General features: G+C 63.8%; 12 protein-coding genes. 3 read left to right on the forward strand and 9 right to left on the reverse strand.

The genetic code is table 11. From position 1 onward, the window contains the following. Positions 1-22: 22 nt before the first annotated feature. Positions 23-1,660: a phosphoglucomutase (alpha-D-glucose-1,6-bisphosphate-dependent) gene (gene pgm, locus IAE34_RS06595; RefSeq protein ID WP_200138066.1), complete on the forward strand. Its 1,638-nt coding sequence runs from the start codon at positions 23-25 to the stop codon at positions 1,658-1,660. A 73-nt stretch (positions 1,661-1,733) separates the two neighbouring features. Here the strand turns inward: pgm and IAE34_RS06600 are convergent, their stop codons facing one another. Then, positions 1,734-2,432 carry a pirin family protein gene (locus tag IAE34_RS06600; protein ID WP_200138067.1) on the reverse strand — a complete coding sequence of 233 codons (699 nt, stop codon included), beginning with the start codon at positions 2,430-2,432 and terminating at the stop codon, positions 1,734-1,736. 220 nt (positions 2,433-2,652) lie between these two features. Here IAE34_RS06600 and IAE34_RS06605 point away from each other — a divergent pair, with 220 nt between their 5' ends. Next, complete coding sequence (locus IAE34_RS06605; protein ID WP_200138068.1) at positions 2,653-5,127, forward strand: UvrD-helicase domain-containing protein; 2,475 nt, start codon at positions 2,653-2,655, stop codon at positions 5,125-5,127. Positions 5,128-5,257: 130 nt separating this feature from the next. Here IAE34_RS06605 and IAE34_RS24310 read toward each other — a convergent pair whose 3' ends face one another. From IAE34_RS24310 to IAE34_RS06615, 3 genes are all read right to left on the reverse strand, one after another. Then, positions 5,258-5,560, reverse strand: coding sequence for a hypothetical protein (locus IAE34_RS24310; protein ID WP_200604674.1), 303 nt, complete (start codon positions 5,558-5,560; stop codon positions 5,258-5,260). A gap of 77 nt (positions 5,561-5,637) precedes the next feature. Then, a complete protein-coding gene (locus IAE34_RS06610) occupies positions 5,638-6,990 on the reverse strand; it encodes a GntP family permease (RefSeq protein WP_200138069.1) in 1,353 nt (450 codons plus the stop codon). A gap of 108 nt (positions 6,991-7,098) precedes the next feature. Further along, positions 7,099-7,638: a gluconokinase gene (locus IAE34_RS06615; RefSeq protein WP_200138070.1), complete on the reverse strand. Its 540-nt coding sequence runs from the start codon at positions 7,636-7,638 to the stop codon at positions 7,099-7,101. Positions 7,639-7,833: 195 nt separating this feature from the next. Between IAE34_RS06615 and IAE34_RS06620 the strand changes: the two genes are divergently transcribed. After that, the gene (locus IAE34_RS06620; RefSeq protein ID WP_200138071.1) at positions 7,834-8,853 is read left to right on the forward strand and encodes a LacI family DNA-binding transcriptional regulator; all 1,020 of its coding nucleotides are present in this window, start codon (positions 7,834-7,836) and stop codon (positions 8,851-8,853) included. Between the two features lie 48 nt (positions 8,854-8,901). On the opposite strand, the gene IAE34_RS06625 is transcribed toward IAE34_RS06620, so the two are convergent. From IAE34_RS06625 to IAE34_RS06645, 5 genes are all read right to left on the reverse strand, one after another. Then, positions 8,902-12,171, reverse strand: a complete 3,270-nt coding sequence (locus tag IAE34_RS06625; RefSeq protein WP_200138072.1) for a transporter substrate-binding domain-containing protein — start codon at positions 12,169-12,171, stop codon at positions 8,902-8,904. A 9-nt stretch (positions 12,172-12,180) separates the two neighbouring features. Next, entirely contained in the window at positions 12,181-12,795 is a 615-nt protein-coding gene (locus tag IAE34_RS06630; RefSeq protein WP_200138073.1) for a response regulator transcription factor, read from the reverse strand. Positions 12,796-13,057: 262 nt separating this feature from the next. Beyond that, a complete protein-coding gene (gene cobM / locus IAE34_RS06635) occupies positions 13,058-13,810 on the reverse strand; it encodes a precorrin-4 C(11)-methyltransferase (protein WP_200138074.1) in 753 nt (250 codons plus the stop codon). Between the two features lie 10 nt (positions 13,811-13,820). Beyond that, positions 13,821-14,231, reverse strand: a complete 411-nt coding sequence (locus IAE34_RS06640; RefSeq protein WP_200138075.1) for a cobalamin biosynthesis protein — start codon at positions 14,229-14,231, stop codon at positions 13,821-13,823. Beyond that, entirely contained in the window at positions 14,228-14,920 is a 693-nt protein-coding gene (locus IAE34_RS06645; protein WP_200138076.1) for a CbtA family protein, read from the reverse strand. Before IAE34_RS06645 ends, IAE34_RS06640 begins: the two co-directional genes overlap by 4 nt. Positions 14,921-14,923: the final 3 nt, after the last annotated feature.

A 14,923-nucleotide genomic window follows, 5' to 3' on the forward strand; every position in this document is an offset into this window, starting at 1 on the left:
TTCGTAGAACTCGAGGTTTTGCATGACGCTCAGTCCTTTGGCAGGCAAGCCGGCACCGGCCAGCGTGTTGGTCGACATCCCCCGCCTGTTGACTGCCTACTACACCGGCCGTCCAGACGCTTCGATCGCAGCGCAGCGCGTAGCCTTCGGTACTTCCGGGCACCGCGGTACCTCGTTCGAGCTGAGCTTCAACGAGCATCATGTTCTGGCGATCACCCAGGCCATTTGCCTGTATCGCCGGCAGAAGGGCATCGATGGCCCGGTGTTCATTGGCGCCGATACCCACGCCCTGTCGGCGCCAGCGGCCGCCAGTGCGCTGGAGGTGCTGGCGGCCAACGGCGTTCAGGTACGGCTGTCCAAGGACGACGAATACACGCCGACGCCAGCGGTGTCCCACGCCATCCTCTGCTACAACCGAGGCCGAGAGCAGGGCCAGGCCGACGGGATCGTCATCACGCCCTCGCACAATCCGCCCCAGAGCGGAGGCTTCAAGTACAACCCGCCCAACGGCGGCCCCGCCGACAGCGATGTGACCAAGTGGATCGAGGCCAAGGCCAACGAACTGCTCACTGCGGGTCTTGAGGGGGTCAAGCGCATCGACTACGCACAGGCCCTGCAGGCCCCGACCACCCAGCGCCACGATTACATCGCGACCTACGTTGCCGACCTGCAGAACGTCATCGATTTCGACGTGATTCGTCAGGCCAAGCTGCGTCTGGGCGTAGACCCACTGGGCGGCGCTGGTGTGCGCTATTGGTCGGCTATCGCCGAGCACTATGGTCTGGACCTAGAGGTGGTGAACACCGACGTCGATCCGACCTTCCGCTTCATGACCGTCGATTGGGACGGGCAGATCCGCATGGACCCGTCCTCGCCCCACGCCATGCAAGGGCTGATCGGCCTGCGCGAGCGATTCGACGTCGCGTTCGCCTGCGACCCCGACCACGATCGCCATGGCATCGTCACCCGCGATGGCCTGTTGCAGCCCAACAATTACCTGGCCGTGGCCATCGATTACCTGTTCCGTCATCGCCCGAACTGGCGCAAGGATGCGGCCGTTGGCAAGACAGTGGTGAGCAGCGGCATGATCGATCGCGTCACTGCGCAGTTGGGCCGCCAGTTGTACGAAGTGCCGGTCGGCTTCAAGTTCTTCGCCCAAGGGCTGTTCGAGGGCTCGCTGGGCTTCGGTGGAGAAGAGAGCGCGGGCGCCAGCTTCCTGCGCCTGGACGGCAGCGTCTGGTCGACCGACAAGGACGGCTTGATCCCGGCCTTGCTGGCAGCGGAGATGACCGCGCGCACCGGTCGCAACCCCAGCCAGGCATACGCCGACCTGACCAGCGCGCTCGGCAAGCCTTGGGCTACCCGAGTGGAAGCCAAGGCCGATGCGCGGCAGAAGGCGCTGTTGAGCAAGCTGGCGCCGGAGCAGGTGAAGTCCACGGAACTGGCCGGTGAAGCGATCGAACAGATTCTCAGTCATGCGCCAGGAAACGGCCAGGCGATTGGCGGCTTGAAAGTGATCACGGCCAATGGCTGGTTCGCCGCGCGCCCTTCAGGTACCGAGGACATCTACAAGATCTACGCCGAGAGTTTCGTCGACGAGGCTCACCTCCAACGCCTGGTGCAGGAAGCACAGGCGCTGGTCGACGCCGCCATCAGGTGAAATCCGTGCTGGTAGCCACCGCAGGGCTGTGACGCAGCCCTGCGATGCTGATCTGAAGTGCTCCGAGAAATACTCAGGCCACATCCACCAGTACGATTTCGCTGTCTTCGAGTGCCGTTACCCTGAGCACCTGCTCGTCCTCGATTGCCAAGCCATCCCTGGTCTTGACGCGTACTCCGTTGACTTCGATCAGGCCTTTGGCAGGTACCAGATACCCTCGACGCCCTGAGTCGAAGCTGTACTCGGCGCTCTCCCAAGCGCGCAGGGTAGCCGCTACCAAGCGGGCGTCTGCGCGGATACGCAGCGCTTGTACGTCAGTTTCACGACCGCTGGCCAGGGTGACGAACCCTTGGTCGCGCTCGCCCCTGGGGAAGGGGCGGGTGCCCCAGGTAGGCGCCTGGCCACTTTTCTCGGGAATGATCCAGATCTGGAAGATTCGGGTGTCGGTCGCCTCTAGATTGAATTCGCTGTGGGTGATTCCAGTCCCTGCGCTCATCACCTGCACGTCACCTGCCTCGGTGCGGCCCTTGTTGCCCAGATTGTCCTCGTGGCTGATCGCACCTTCTCGAACGTAGGTGATGATTTCCATGTCTCGGTGAGGATGGGGCGGGAAGCCGCTGCCGGCTGCGATCACGTCATCGTTCCACACGCGCAAGGTGCCCCAGTGCATACGCTGGGGGTCGTGATACTCGGCGAAGGAGAAATGATGGTGAGCGTCGAGCCAACCGTGATCAGCGTGGCCCAGGCTTTGGAAGGGGCGAAGTTGCAGCATGATGCACATCCTCTGGAATTCGTATGGGTCAATGATGCACCGATTCAATATCGAAAATAAGCGTAATTATTGGCTGCAAAATATTGGGTTTATCGATATTTAAAGATCATGTGATTTATGTGTTTCATCGCTTAATCGGCTGATCTACAAGCCAAAGCTGGCGATTTGAATCGGATGGGTGGAACATGTGCCATCTCACTAGATTCGCCCTGGAGTGACCGTGTCTCGCGAACTGCCCGAACCTTCGCCGCCTGACCTGACCCCGCCCGCCCAATTGCCCTGGCTGCGACGCCTCGCGGCTCGCCTGCTGGGACGTGGCCTCGACGGTCTGCGCGCGCAGCACCGGGACTCCTGGTTCATGGGCCATGTCTGCGGTCAGCGCAGTGGTCACACCGACGGCATGCGTGAAGGCTATGAACGCGGACGGGTCGAGGGATACGAAGCCGGGCGCCAGGTGCTGGTGATTCGTGACTGCCGTGACGAAACCGCAGCCGTCCCGGGACTCGATGACCAGTTGTTCGACGACTGGCGCCTGCCATTGACTGCTGAGCTGAAGAAGCGCTTCAAGGCGGATGTCGCGAAACGGCTACCGCCGGGTGCCCAACCGAGCCTCGCCCAATGGAAGCTGATCTTTAGCGATACGCCCACCACCTGCGTGGTGGCCGGGGCAGGGGCAGGAAAATCCACGTCCCTGGCACTCAGGATCCTGCTGCTGCATCATTATCTGGGCTTCGAACTCGATGCCATGACGGTGGTGACCTTCACCCGTGAGTCGCGCCGCGACTTCATCAGGCGCCTGCTGCAGCTACTCGAGCGGTGGCAGATCCTGTTGCCAGCCAACGCTGGACGCGATCTGGTGCGCACCTTCCACTCGCGAATCCTGCCGCAAGTGCGCAGCTTGCCAGGGTTCTCCCAACTGCGGGCGTTCGAAACCCTGGGCAACGATGTGCCGGCGGGAGGTGAGGCACAGGCCGAAAGCAATGCCTTCGACCTGCGGCTGAACGAGGTGCAGCGACAGGTCATGAACGCCTGCTACGCCGGCCTGGTGCGTGAAAGCCCGCGCTTCGCAGAGCTTATCGCTCTGCTGCGTCGTGAAGCCCTGCAACTCAAGCCGATGGACTCGGATCATCCGGATGTACAGAAGCGCCTGCAGGTCATCGAACTGGCGGCCCGGCGCGACGAGGAACTCTGCGACACGATCGAAGACCTGTGGTTCGCTGCCGGGGTCTGGCCGATCAGGGGCATCGAACCTTGCCGTGAAGTGGTGCAGGTCCGGGGGCACGGGTTCCATGTGCACGGGCGCCTGAAGGGGCTGGATGCTTGGGTCGTGCTGGGCTTCGATCCGGCCGAAAGCGCGCAGTATCAACGGCCGGGCGCCAAGCTTTCGGTGCGGGCGGAATGGTCTGTGAAGCGCACCTTGTTTCAAGCTTTCTGCGATAAGCCATTGATTTGGATAGACAGCTACGACAGTGCTCGTCGGCTTGCTGCCTCGTTGGCCAATGAAGCCGTGGCAGGGCCTGGCTTCGAATTCAAGGTCAAGGGCGAGCTGGCGGCCACTCCCTTGCTCGACGCCTTCGTGGCGGCGGCCGGATTCATCGAGAACCTTGGCCTCGATGTGAGCCGCGCAGTCGCAGATATGCGTTTTCCGGCAGGTGACAGTGACGCACTGTTCTTCGAGGCCCTGGCGCTTTACTGGAAAGCACTGGAGGCGCACCTGCTGGAGATGTCGCCACCGGTCATGACCTACAACCGCATGTTCGCCCTGTTCGCCGAGCACAACCCTGAAAACCTTCGGCTGGTACCGGACTCGGTGCTCAGACCGATGGCCCATCTCATGATCGACGAGTTCCAGGACGTGTCGCCGCAAATCGTCTCCTGGCTGCGTGCCACCCTCGCCGAGATTCGCCGGCGAGGCTCCGACCTGAGCGTGGGTCGCAGGGCCGCTCATTCGTCACTGATGTGCGTGGGGGACGACTGGCAATCGATCTATGGCTGGCGAGGCAGTTCGCCCCAGTATTTCATCGACTTCGCCAAGACTTTTCCGTCGCCGTCCAATACTCGCGTGATGCTCGTCGAGAATTATCGCAGCCAGCAGCACATCATCGACGCCGCCGAACAATTGGTGAAAGGAACCCCCTGCATCGCTGGCAAGAAGGCCAAGGCCAGCGGCGCGGCTGCTCAGCTGCCGATCACGCCGGTGAAGGTCTTCGAGCGAGATGAACTCGGCTTGGCGCAGACTGCGCTGGAGCACTATCAGGCCGGTGAGTCGCTGATGATACTGTTTCGAAAAACAGCTGATAAGTCGATGATAAGTCAGCATTTGGATGAGTTGATCAAGCTGGAGGCAGGCCTGCCTAGTGACCAGCGACGGCTGCGCCTGCTCACCTACCACAGCGCCAAAGGCCTACAGGCCGATGCCGTGTTCATGCTCGGGGATTGTCAGTATCTGACGCGCTCGCCTTACAAGAATCAGCTCTATCGGATGGCAGGTCTGGGGCGTCAGAACGATGCCGAGGCTTACGACACCGCCCAGGCGCATGAGGTGCAGCGCCTTGCCTACGTGGGTGTGACACGGGCGATCAAACACTGTTACTGGCATGTCGAACAGGTATCAGGCGACGCGGCGACACTGCCGCGAGCTTCGCGCCATATCCCCGCGGAAATGGCCTGTTTCGAAGACCTGCGGCAGGGCTAGGCAAGGAATGTACGTGTACGAGCAATGAGCTGCGTCTGGATCTTCGGGTTCGGAGTGAGGAAAGGGCGAAGAACTAAGGTGAGAGCGAGATCCCGCCCCTTCAATGGGAGGCGGGAGTCGTGAAAGACCCTCAGCGGCTGGCGCCGCCTGCGCCCCCGGCCCCCTCAGAGCCGGTCTGATCCATTCCAGGCAGATCGGCGTCGTCTTTCTGCTTTATGGTCGTGCTCTCGGTGTCGGCATTCGGCACCCGTGGATCCGTCTCACGCGGAGTGGGTGGCGGAATGGGGTTCAGCGTGCTGTCCACACCAGGCTGAGGGCCTGGATTATGCGGGTTGTCGGGGTAGTCGTTACTGGTACCTACAGCCATAGCCAGCGGTGAGCAGAACACTGCAGCCAGCAGGCACGTACGGATGAGAGAAGGCTTCACGGGCATGCTCCTTTGCACAGAACAGGGCGGTTGATTCTTAGGCCCTGTCCCGCTCGGCAAGGTGCCATCATTCCGACCGACGGTCACACCACTGTCGACAGCAACATGATGAAGATGATGCCCACGACCGACAGAATGGTTTCCATCATGCTCCAGGTCTTGAAGGTTTCAGCCACGGTCATGTTGAAGTACTGCTTGACGAGCCAGAAGCCTGCGTCGTTGACGTGGGACAGAATCAGCGAGCCTGCGCCCGTGGCCAGCACCAGCAGCTCACGATTGACTCCCGGCACTAGTTCAATGACCGGGGCGACGATGCCGGCACCGGTGATGGTCGCCACGGTTGCCGAGCCCGTGGCGATGCGGATGACCGCTGCCACCAACCAGGCCAGCATGATCGGCGAGATCTCGGCCTGCACCGCCATCTGGCCGATCACGTTGCCGACCCCGGTATCGACCAGCATCTGCTTGAAGCCCCCGCCGGCACCGACGATCAGCACGATGGCCGCGGTCGGCGCCAGGCTCTGGTCGAGCATCTTCATGATCTGCTGACGGCTGAAGCCGCGCGCCGAGCCGAAGGTGTAGAAGGCCAGCAGCAGCGCGGCGAGCAAGGCGGTGATCGGGTGGCCGATCAGGTCCATCCACTGGCGCACGATATGGTCGGTGGGCAGCACCACATCGGCGAAGGTCTTGAGCAGCATCAGCGCCACGGGCAGCAGCACGGTGACCAGCGTGATGGTGAAGCTCGGAAGGTTTTTCTGATCCGACTCGCGGGCGATCTGGTCCATCAGCTCCTGGGAAGGATTGCCGGGGATGTAGCGCGAGATGAAGTTGCCGAACAGCGGGCCGGCGATGACGGCAGTGGGCAGGGCGACCAGCAGGCCATAGAAGATGGTCTTGCCGATGTCAGCGTGGAAGATGCCGATCGCCAGCAGTGGGCCTGGATGCGGAGGCACCAGCCCATGGACCACGGACAGCCCGGCTAGCAGGGGAATGCCGATTTTCACCAGCGACACCCCGGAGCGTCGAGCGACGATAAAGACCAACGGAATCAGCAGCACGAAGCCGATTTCGAAGAACAGTGGGATGCCCACCAGGAACGCGGCGAACATCATCGCCCAGTGCACTTTCTGTTTGCCGAAGGCCCGGATCAGCGTCTGCGCGATCTGGTCGGCGCCGCCTGAGTCGGCCATCAGCTTGCCCAGCATGGTGCCCAGTGCCAGGATGATGCCGACGAAGCCCAGCACGCCGCCGAAGCCGTCCTGGAAGGATTTCATCACCTTGGCCACGGGCATCCCTGACGTCAGGCCGAGAAAGCCTGCGGCCAGGGTCAAGGCGACGAAGGGGTGAACCTTGAAATGGGTGATCAGCAGAATCAGCCCGACGATGGTAACCAGTGCGTCGAGCAGCAGATAGGTATCAGTAGCCAGTCCGAACATGGGTCTATGCCTCGGTCTTGTCGTTGTTGTTGTAAGGGCGCTATGGGTAGCGTGTCCGCCGTAACCGACGAGACAGCGCTGTCTTTGGTGAGCTGAAGCCGCCGCCGATCAGGCGGTGCGCGCCAGGCTCGGCTCACCGCACGGCTTTAGCCAGTCGTCTACCCGTTCAGCGAGTGTGGCGATCGGTTGGGTGGCGTCGAGTGCCAGGGTGCGAGGCTCGTCCAAGGGAGGTTCCAAGGCCGCGAACTGACTGTCGATGAGGCTGGCAGGCATGAAATGTCCAGGCCGGGCCAGCACGCGTCGCTCGGCTTCTTCCGGGCTCAGTTCGAGGAACACGAAGCCCAGGTCCGGCACCGCCTGACGCAGGGTTTCGCGATAACGGCGCTTGAGGGCCGAGCAGGTGAGGATCGGTCGCTCGCCGGACTGGACGATGGCGCGCAGTTCCTCGCCAAGTCGCGTCAGCCAACCTGCACGGTCGTCGTCGTCCAGAGGAATGCCGGCGCTCATCTTGCGGATGTTTTCGGCAGGGTGGAACGCATCGCCTTCGATCAGGCGACCGCCGCTGTGGGTAGCGATGGCCGAGCCGACGCAGCTTTTGCCGCAGCCCGCTACGCCCATGACCACGATGGCAGATAGGGAAGGGTTCATCGGTACCTCCTGCGGGGTAAGACAGCGCTGTCTCACGCTCGAAGAGCAGTGAGCGCAGGCGCCACCCTCCCGGGTGTTATTGATCTTGTGATACGCAGTATGGACGCTACGGCGATTATGACGTTGCCTGCGTCCTGAGACAGCGCTACCTTAGAGACCGTTCCCCCTTCTTGCAACAGTAAAATTACAACATTCATGACCCGCATCGGCTCCCGCACCACCGGTCGTCCCACTCTGGCTGAAGTCGCCAGGCTCTCCGGGGTCTCCCCCATCACCGCGTCGCGTGCCCTGCGTGGCATCAGCACGGTTGCGCCAGCGCTGGTGGAAAAGGTTGTCGCCGCGGCCGCGAGCCTGGGTTACGTCGCCAACCCTGCCGCCCGCGCCTTGGCCAGCGCACGCAGCCACTCGGTGGTGGTGCTCATCCCTTCGCTGTCCAACCAACTGTTCATCGACACCCTCGAAGCGATCCATGAGGTGATGCGCCCGCGGGGCCTGGAAGTGCTCATTGGCAATTACCACTATGACGTGGGCGAAGAAGAAAACCTGATTCGCAATTACCTGGCGTATCAGCCCTGCGGCATCCTTCTGACCGGTTTCGAGCGCAGCGAGGCTTCGCGGCAGATGCTCGCCGCCAGCGGTGTACCTTGCGTGCACATGATGGAGCTCGGTGGTGAGCCGGGCGCGCTGTCTGTAGGCTTCTCCCAGCAGCAGGCGGGCAGGGCCGCCGCGCGCCATCTGATCGAGCGGGGGCGCACCCGTCTGGCGTTCGTGGCGGCGCAACTCGATCCCCGGGTGATGCAGCGAGCCGAGGGCTTTCGCCAAGTGTTGCACGAGGCGGGTTTGCCCAATCCTGCGGTGGAACTGCTCGACCCCCAACCGTCGTCCATCGGCCTGGGGGGCGAGCTGTTCTCCCGTCTGCTCACCCAGGCACCGCAGGTCGATGGTGTGTTCTTCTGCAACGATGACCTCGCCCAAGGGGCGGTACTGCAAGCCCTGCGCCAGGGGATCGCGGTACCGCAGCAGGTCGCCATGGTCGGCTTCAACGACCTGCCGGCTTCAGCGCACATGGTGCCGCGTCTGACCTCGATTCGCACGCCGCGTGCCGCCGTCGGGCGAACCGCTGCCCAGGCGTTGCTGAGCCTGCTCGATGGTCGACGGGTGCAGGAAGAACGGCAGGACCTGGGCTTCGAACTGGTGGTGCGGGAGAGCTCCTGAGCCCTGGCGCACACAGCCCCTGCGCCGCGGGTGGGGCTGAGCGCCGGGTCAGGCCTGGTCTTGCGGCCCTGCGCCGCCCAGGGCATCCAGCCCTTGCCTGAGCTGGCGTTCCAGGCCTTGCAGGTTCGTCCGAAGACGGTGCAGCTCATCGGCCAGCGGCGCGCCGTCGGCCAGTGCTCGCTCGACGGCATCGCAGTCGCGCACCACCCCGCGAACCTTCAGCATCCGTGCGCCTCCCTTGATGCGGTGAACCAGGGATTTGACCTGCTCGGCCGCACTGTGCGGCGTCAGCTGGTGCAACGCCTGGAGATCTTCAGCGGTGCTGCGTGCCAGTTGTTCGAGCAGGCGTCGAGTCAGGCCGGTGTCGTCCTGGGTCAGATGGCGCAGCTGTTCCAGGTCGAAGCCGCTGTCGCTGGCCGCTGCTGCGCCCCTGGAGCCCTGCGCCAACTGGGTTCTCAGGGTCTGCAGGCCGATGGGCTTGAACAGGCAGTCGTCCATGCCGTTGGCCAGGCACTGCGCGCGCGCCTCGGCCTGGGCATTGGCCGTGACCCCTAGGATGCGACAGGGCACGGAACCGCGCTCGCGTTCCAGGCAGCGGATGCGGCGGGTGAGCTCGTGGCCGTCCATGATGGGCATGCTGCAATCGGTGAGGACCACGTCGAAGGGACTCGCTTGCCACAGGCGCAGGGCGACCTCACCGTTCTCGGCAACGCTGACCTCGTGGCCCAGGTTGCGCAGTTGCCTCTCCAGCAGCATGAGGTTGGCAGGATAATCATCGGCCACCAGGATCCGCAGGCGGCCTTGTCGCTCCGTGTCGGCAGGTGCTTGGGCCGGTGAAGTGACTGGCGGGGAGGTGATTGGCAGGAGCAGGCGTACATCGACCCGGGTGCCTACGCCTTCGACGCTGTGCAGCTGGAGGTCGCCATCCATCAGCTGGCACAGCGTCCGACTGATGATCAGGCCCAGCCCCGCGCCGTGTCGAACGCGCTGACTGTCGAGCTGGCCGAAGGCCTTGAACAGACGGGCCTGATCCGCCTCGCCGATGCCGATGCCGCTGTCCTGAACCTGCAGCGCAACCTGCAGCCGCTGCTGTGTGGCAGTTTGCGTCGTCAAGGTCACCGCTACCTGACCCTGTTCGGTGAACTTGATGGCATTGCTGACCAGATTGGCAATCACTTGGCGCAACCTGACCCCATCGACACTGACCCAGACCGGGGTGTCCGGCAAACTGACCTGCATCTGGAGGCCCTTGAGACGTACATTGGCCTCGAACGCCCGCGTCGTTGCGCGAACCAGCTCGACCAGATCCACTGCCACAGGCTGTAGCGTCATGTGCCCAGCTTCGATCCGCGAGATGTCGAGGATATCGCCGATCAGGTCGAGCAGCCCACGAGCGGCATCATGGGCGGTCTGCAGGCCCTGCCTGTCAGCGTCTCCCGGCCGGGCGTCGTCAAGGGCCAGTTCCAGCAGGCCTATGACCGCGTTCATGGGTGTACGAATCTCGTGACTCATGATGGCCAGAAACGTGCTCTTGGCCTGGCTCGCGCGCTCGGCCTCTTCCTTGGCCTGACGCAACTGATCGAGCAGGCTGCGGCTCAGGCTCAGTTGCGCCTGCAAGGCCCGCTGGGCGTCGCCGCGCTGATGGATGAGCTTGCGCAGGTAGCCGTTCCAGAACACCACGCCTGCCAACAGCACTGCCGACAGCACCAGCACCTGCAGGGCCAATGCGCGGTAATCGCCCCACAGGCTGTCGCTGGCGATGGTGCTGGTGCGCCAGCGGTTGATGAGCTGATCCAGCTCGTCGGGGGGAATGCTCAACAGTGCCTTGTCCAGGATCGACTGCAACAGCGGCAGCTCGGGAGAGACCGCGAACGCCGCCACCGACTGCTCGTCGTCCTGCAAACCGGCGATCCGCAGTTGGTCCTTGAACACGTGGGTGAGGTAGTACGAGGCGGCAATCTGGCTGATCAAGGCGACGTCGGCCTGTCCTTTGGCTACCGCCTCCAGAAGTGTCAAGGCGTTGTCGCTTTCGATCACCCGGGCCTGAGGGTGGTGCCGCAACAGCGCAACGTGCGGCGAGGCGCCGCGTACCAGGGCGACGCGCTGGCCGTCCAGCGATGGGCTGGAAGGTGCATTTCTTCGCACCACGCGCACCGTCGGGCTGACCAGATAGGGGCGGGTGAAACGCACCCGTGCGGCGCGCTCAGGGCTGTAGTCCAGTGCGCCGGCCATCTGCACGTCGCCGCGGGCCACTTCATCGACCATGGCCGCAACCCCCTCGCGCTCGATGATCTCGAAGCGCAATCCGGTGCGCAGGCTGATCTGCTTGAGCACGTCCACGGTGATACCGGCAGGCTGCTGCTGGCTGTCGTTGAAGGTCAGCGGTGCCAGGCTCGGATTGACCACCACCTCGATGGCCGGCGCGTTCAGCAGCCACTGCTGTTCCTCATCGGTCAGGGTGGCAGGCCGGCGCTGCATCAGCAGGCTGGTATTGCCGCTGGACCAGCGGCGCAGGATGTTCAGTCGCTCGCTGTCGGTGATGCGCGCCAGCGCTGCGTTGACCAGCCCAAGCAGGCGGCCGTCATGCTGCTCCAGGGCGAAGGCGAAATGACCTGCGGGCGTCGGCACGAAGTGGTCGATGCGCACCTGCCCTTGATAGGCACGGCCAATGGCGTAGTCCGAGCTGATGGCGTCGCCGATGTAGGCGTCGACCTTGCCCAGCGCCACGGCGCTGAGGCCGGCCTGGGTGGAGGGGTAGAGGGTGAGTTTGGCCTGGGGGTAGAGCGCACGCACGGCCTCGGGGGGAAGATAATGATCGACCATGGCCAGTGTGCTGCCGGTCAGGTGCGGGTCGTCCCGCTGTGCGCGGTCCTGGCGCGTGACGATCACCGGCAGGTCGTCGGCGTAGGGGTGGCTGAGGGCCAGCTCGCGATTGGCCGCCTCGAAACCGTTGGAGCTGCCCAGCAGGTCGATCTGCCCGCGGCGCAGGGCCTCGATGGCCGCCGTGCGGGTGGGAAAGCGCCGGACCTGGATGGCAAGGCCCAGTTGCTCGCCGATGAGGCCGGCGTAATCGGCGCTCAGGCCCTCGTAATCCTGGGGGCTGACATTGATTTCGAAGGGCGGATAGTCGGGTTGCGAACTGCCGAGCACCAGAACTTTGCGTTGGTCCAGCCACTGACGATCGGCCTGGCTCAGGGCCAGCGGGGGGGCTGCGCTCAGTGAGCGTGCGAGCAACTGGCGCATCTGGCCCTCGGCGAGCGCTGTCGACGACAGGCTCAGCAGCAGCGTCAGAAGCAGTCCTCGCAGGCTGATGCTCATGGCCTGTGCTCAGGTGATGCTGTTGCGTTTGGCCAGATCGACCATTTCCACCAGCGATTCGGTCTTCAACTTGTCGCCGATGCGACCGCGGTAGGTGCTGATGGTCTTGGCGCTGAGGTTCATGGCCATGCCGATGTACTTGTTGTTCTCCCCACGCGACAGCCGTCGCAGCACTTCCATTTCCCGGTTCGACAAGCTGTTCAGGCGTACCGTCTCGGATTCCAGGGTGTTGCTGTTGACCGACATCTGCGGGAAGGTCGAGTATCCCTTGACCAGGGCCTTGAGGGCGAACAGCAAGGCGTCGAGGTCTTCGTCCTTGTTGACGAAGGCTGCGATGCCGGCATCCAGACAGCGCCGCACGTAAAGTTCGGAGGACTGGCCGGTGAGTACCATGATCTTCGGCGCGGGGTCGAGCATCTGCAGGCGCTTGATCACCTCCATGCCATCCAGGCCCGGCAGACCGATGTCGAGGATCACCACCTTGGGCGAGAGCTGACGTGCCAGTTGCACGGCCTCGATCCCGTTTCCGGATTCACCGACGACTTCGAAGCGTTCGCGTTCGAGCAGAATGCGCACGGCAAGGCGGACGGTCGGGTGATCATCGACCATCAGTACGGTAGTCATGGGCAAGCTCCTGTAAGAATTTGTGTTCATTCCCGGCTTTACACAGGAATACGTCTGTAGGGCCAATCTGGCTGCTGGCACGATACGTCCCTCAGAACGCTTTGGTAATGGCGAGTATAGGCGTGTGGAAAAAGCCACTAGAGGATGTTGATAATCCTTACAAGATCGGCGGGGGCTATCAGGTGGGAAGGGCGCGAAGAGCGGCACGGCGAGCCGCCTGACGAGCGGGCCCGGTCAGGCGGCAGCCAAGGCGGGTCGGCGTTCAGTCCACTGGGCGATACAGGTGGGCGTGACTGGCTCGATACAGCGCCGAATCGGCGAACGGCGAGTCACCCAGCACATGGCCCACCAGAATCAGCGCCGTGCGGCGAAAGCCCTTGGCGGCGACCTTGGCGACGATGTCGCAGAGGCTACCGCGAACCCAGTCCTGATCTGGCCAGGTCGCACGATGGACCACCGCCACTGGACAATCGGCGCCGTAGTGGGGCAGGAGCTCGGCGACGATGTTCGGCAGGTGCCGCACGCCAAGGTGAATGGCCAGGGTGGTGCGATGGCGAGCGAGGTCCGCCAGCCGCTCGCCGTCCGGCATTGGCGACGCGTCGGCGTAACGAGTCAGGATCACCGTCTGGGCCACGCCCGGAAGGGTCAGCTCGCAGCCCAGAAGGGCGGCACTTGCGGCTGTTGCGGTGACGCCCGGGACGATCTGGTAGTCGATGCCCCGCTCGCGCAGATGGCGGATCTGCTCGCCGATGGCGCCGTAGAGGCTGGGGTCCCCACTGTGCACTCGAGCGACATCCTTGCCGCGCAGATGGGCGTCGTGCAGGACGCCAATGATCTGCTCGAGATGCAGTTCGGCACTGTTGATCACGACCTCGGCGCGGTGACCTTCGAGCACCGCTGCGGGCACCAGCGAGCCTGCGTAGACGATCACGGGGCACTGGCGGATCAGGCGCTGGCCCTTGACCGTGATCAGCTCCGGATCGCCGGGGCCCGCGCCGATGAAATACACTGTCATGGCGAATCCTTCAGAGGGTTCGACTCGGGGAGTCGAAGCAGGCGAGGGCGACTGTCGCGTCAGCGCAGGCCTGGCGTGTGACGCGCAGGTAAGCGTTCGCGCCCCGGTCGCTGGCCAGGGCCAGCGCGGTACTCTCGGCCACGCCCCAGCAGCCGGTCGAGCGATAGGCAACAGCCGATCTGTGGCTCAGGAAGGAGGCGAATTCGAGCAATCCTGGCGCGCCATAGCCGGTCAGTGGCAGGTCGAGTTGCCGGGCTAGTTGCCTCAGCCCGGGCTCCTCGATCTTGTGCTCGAGGCTGGCGATGCCCTGCACGTTGGCCAGAGCCAGTCCGTTGGCCGCCAGCGTTTGCCTGAGCAGGCGTTGCAGGGTCTGTGCCGGGCAGCCTCGACGGCAGCCGAAGCCTGCGTACAGCGTGCTCATCGACCCGGTTGGTGACGACGGTAGAGCCAGGCGCTCAGCACACCCAGGGCCACCCAGAACACCGCGTTGGTCAGCCAGGACGCGATCTCGAACTGCGTCTGCAATGCCTGCGGCGCCAGGCTTTCGTGCACCTCGGGTTGAGGCGCGCCGATCAGATGAGGCACCAGCAACAGCAGGGCACCGAGCAGCTTGAGTGCCCAGTGTCGAGCGAACACCAGCAGCGCCAGGCCTGCTGCCGTGGCGGCCGCCGTGCCGACCCACCAGGTCTGGCGTTGAACCAGGTCTGCGGCTGCCGTACCAGGCAGCTCTGGCGGCAGGCCCAAGGTCGGTGCAAGGCAGAACACGGCAAAGCCGCCCAGGCCCCACAGCGCGCCAGCGCCGATGCGTCCAGGTTCGCGCAGGCTGTACAGCGCCGCCAGTATCAGAGCAAAGCCGACTGCCACCACCAGGTTGCCGCCGGTGGTGGACAGCACCCGCTGCCAACCGTCTTCCGGCGACCAGGCCTGGGCATCATGCGCATGCCCCTGAGCCGCGTCAGTGGTGTGTTCGTGCTGTTCGGCAGGCGCTGCGTTTTCATAGGTTTCGGCCTGGAGAATCAGCGGTGCGACCCAGAAGCTCTGCAACAGGGTCAGCAGCAGCGCGGCGAGCAGACCACTGAAGCCTGCGGTGCGGGCGATACGGGTGATCATGGC

The sequence above is a fragment of the Pseudomonas sp. S30 genome, assembly GCF_016518545.1.
In the GTDB taxonomy this organism is placed as follows: Bacteria; Pseudomonadota; Gammaproteobacteria; order Pseudomonadales; family Pseudomonadaceae; genus Aquipseudomonas.

Bases quoted from the DNA above. Each gene is read 5' to 3' on its own strand.
- pgm (WP_200138066.1), top strand. From the start codon at position 23: ATGACGCTCAGTCCTTTGGCAGGCAAGCCGGCACCGGCCAGCGTGTTG.
- IAE34_RS06600 (WP_200138067.1), bottom strand. From the start codon at position 2,432: ATGCTGCAACTTCGCCCCTTCCAAAGCCTGGGCCACGCTGATCACGGT.
- IAE34_RS24310 (WP_200604674.1), bottom strand. From the start codon at position 5,560: ATGCCCGTGAAGCCTTCTCTCATCCGTACGTGCCTGCTGGCTGCAGTG.
- IAE34_RS06610 (WP_200138069.1), bottom strand. From the start codon at position 6,990: ATGTTCGGACTGGCTACTGATACCTATCTGCTGCTCGACGCACTGGTT.
- IAE34_RS06615 (WP_200138070.1), bottom strand. From the start codon at position 7,638: ATGAACCCTTCCCTATCTGCCATCGTGGTCATGGGCGTAGCGGGCTGC.
- IAE34_RS06620 (WP_200138071.1), top strand. From the start codon at position 7,834: ATGACCCGCATCGGCTCCCGCACCACCGGTCGTCCCACTCTGGCTGAA.
- IAE34_RS06625 (WP_200138072.1), bottom strand. From the start codon at position 12,171: ATGAGCATCAGCCTGCGAGGACTGCTTCTGACGCTGCTGCTGAGCCTG.
- IAE34_RS06630 (WP_200138073.1), bottom strand. From the start codon at position 12,795: ATGACTACCGTACTGATGGTCGATGATCACCCGACCGTCCGCCTTGCC.
- cobM (WP_200138074.1), bottom strand. From the start codon at position 13,810: ATGACAGTGTATTTCATCGGCGCGGGCCCCGGCGATCCGGAGCTGATC.
- IAE34_RS06640 (WP_200138075.1), bottom strand. From the start codon at position 14,231: ATGAGCACGCTGTACGCAGGCTTCGGCTGCCGTCGAGGCTGCCCGGCA.
- IAE34_RS06645 (WP_200138076.1), bottom strand. From the start codon at position 14,920: ATGATCACCCGTATCGCCCGCACCGCAGGCTTCAGTGGTCTGCTCGCC.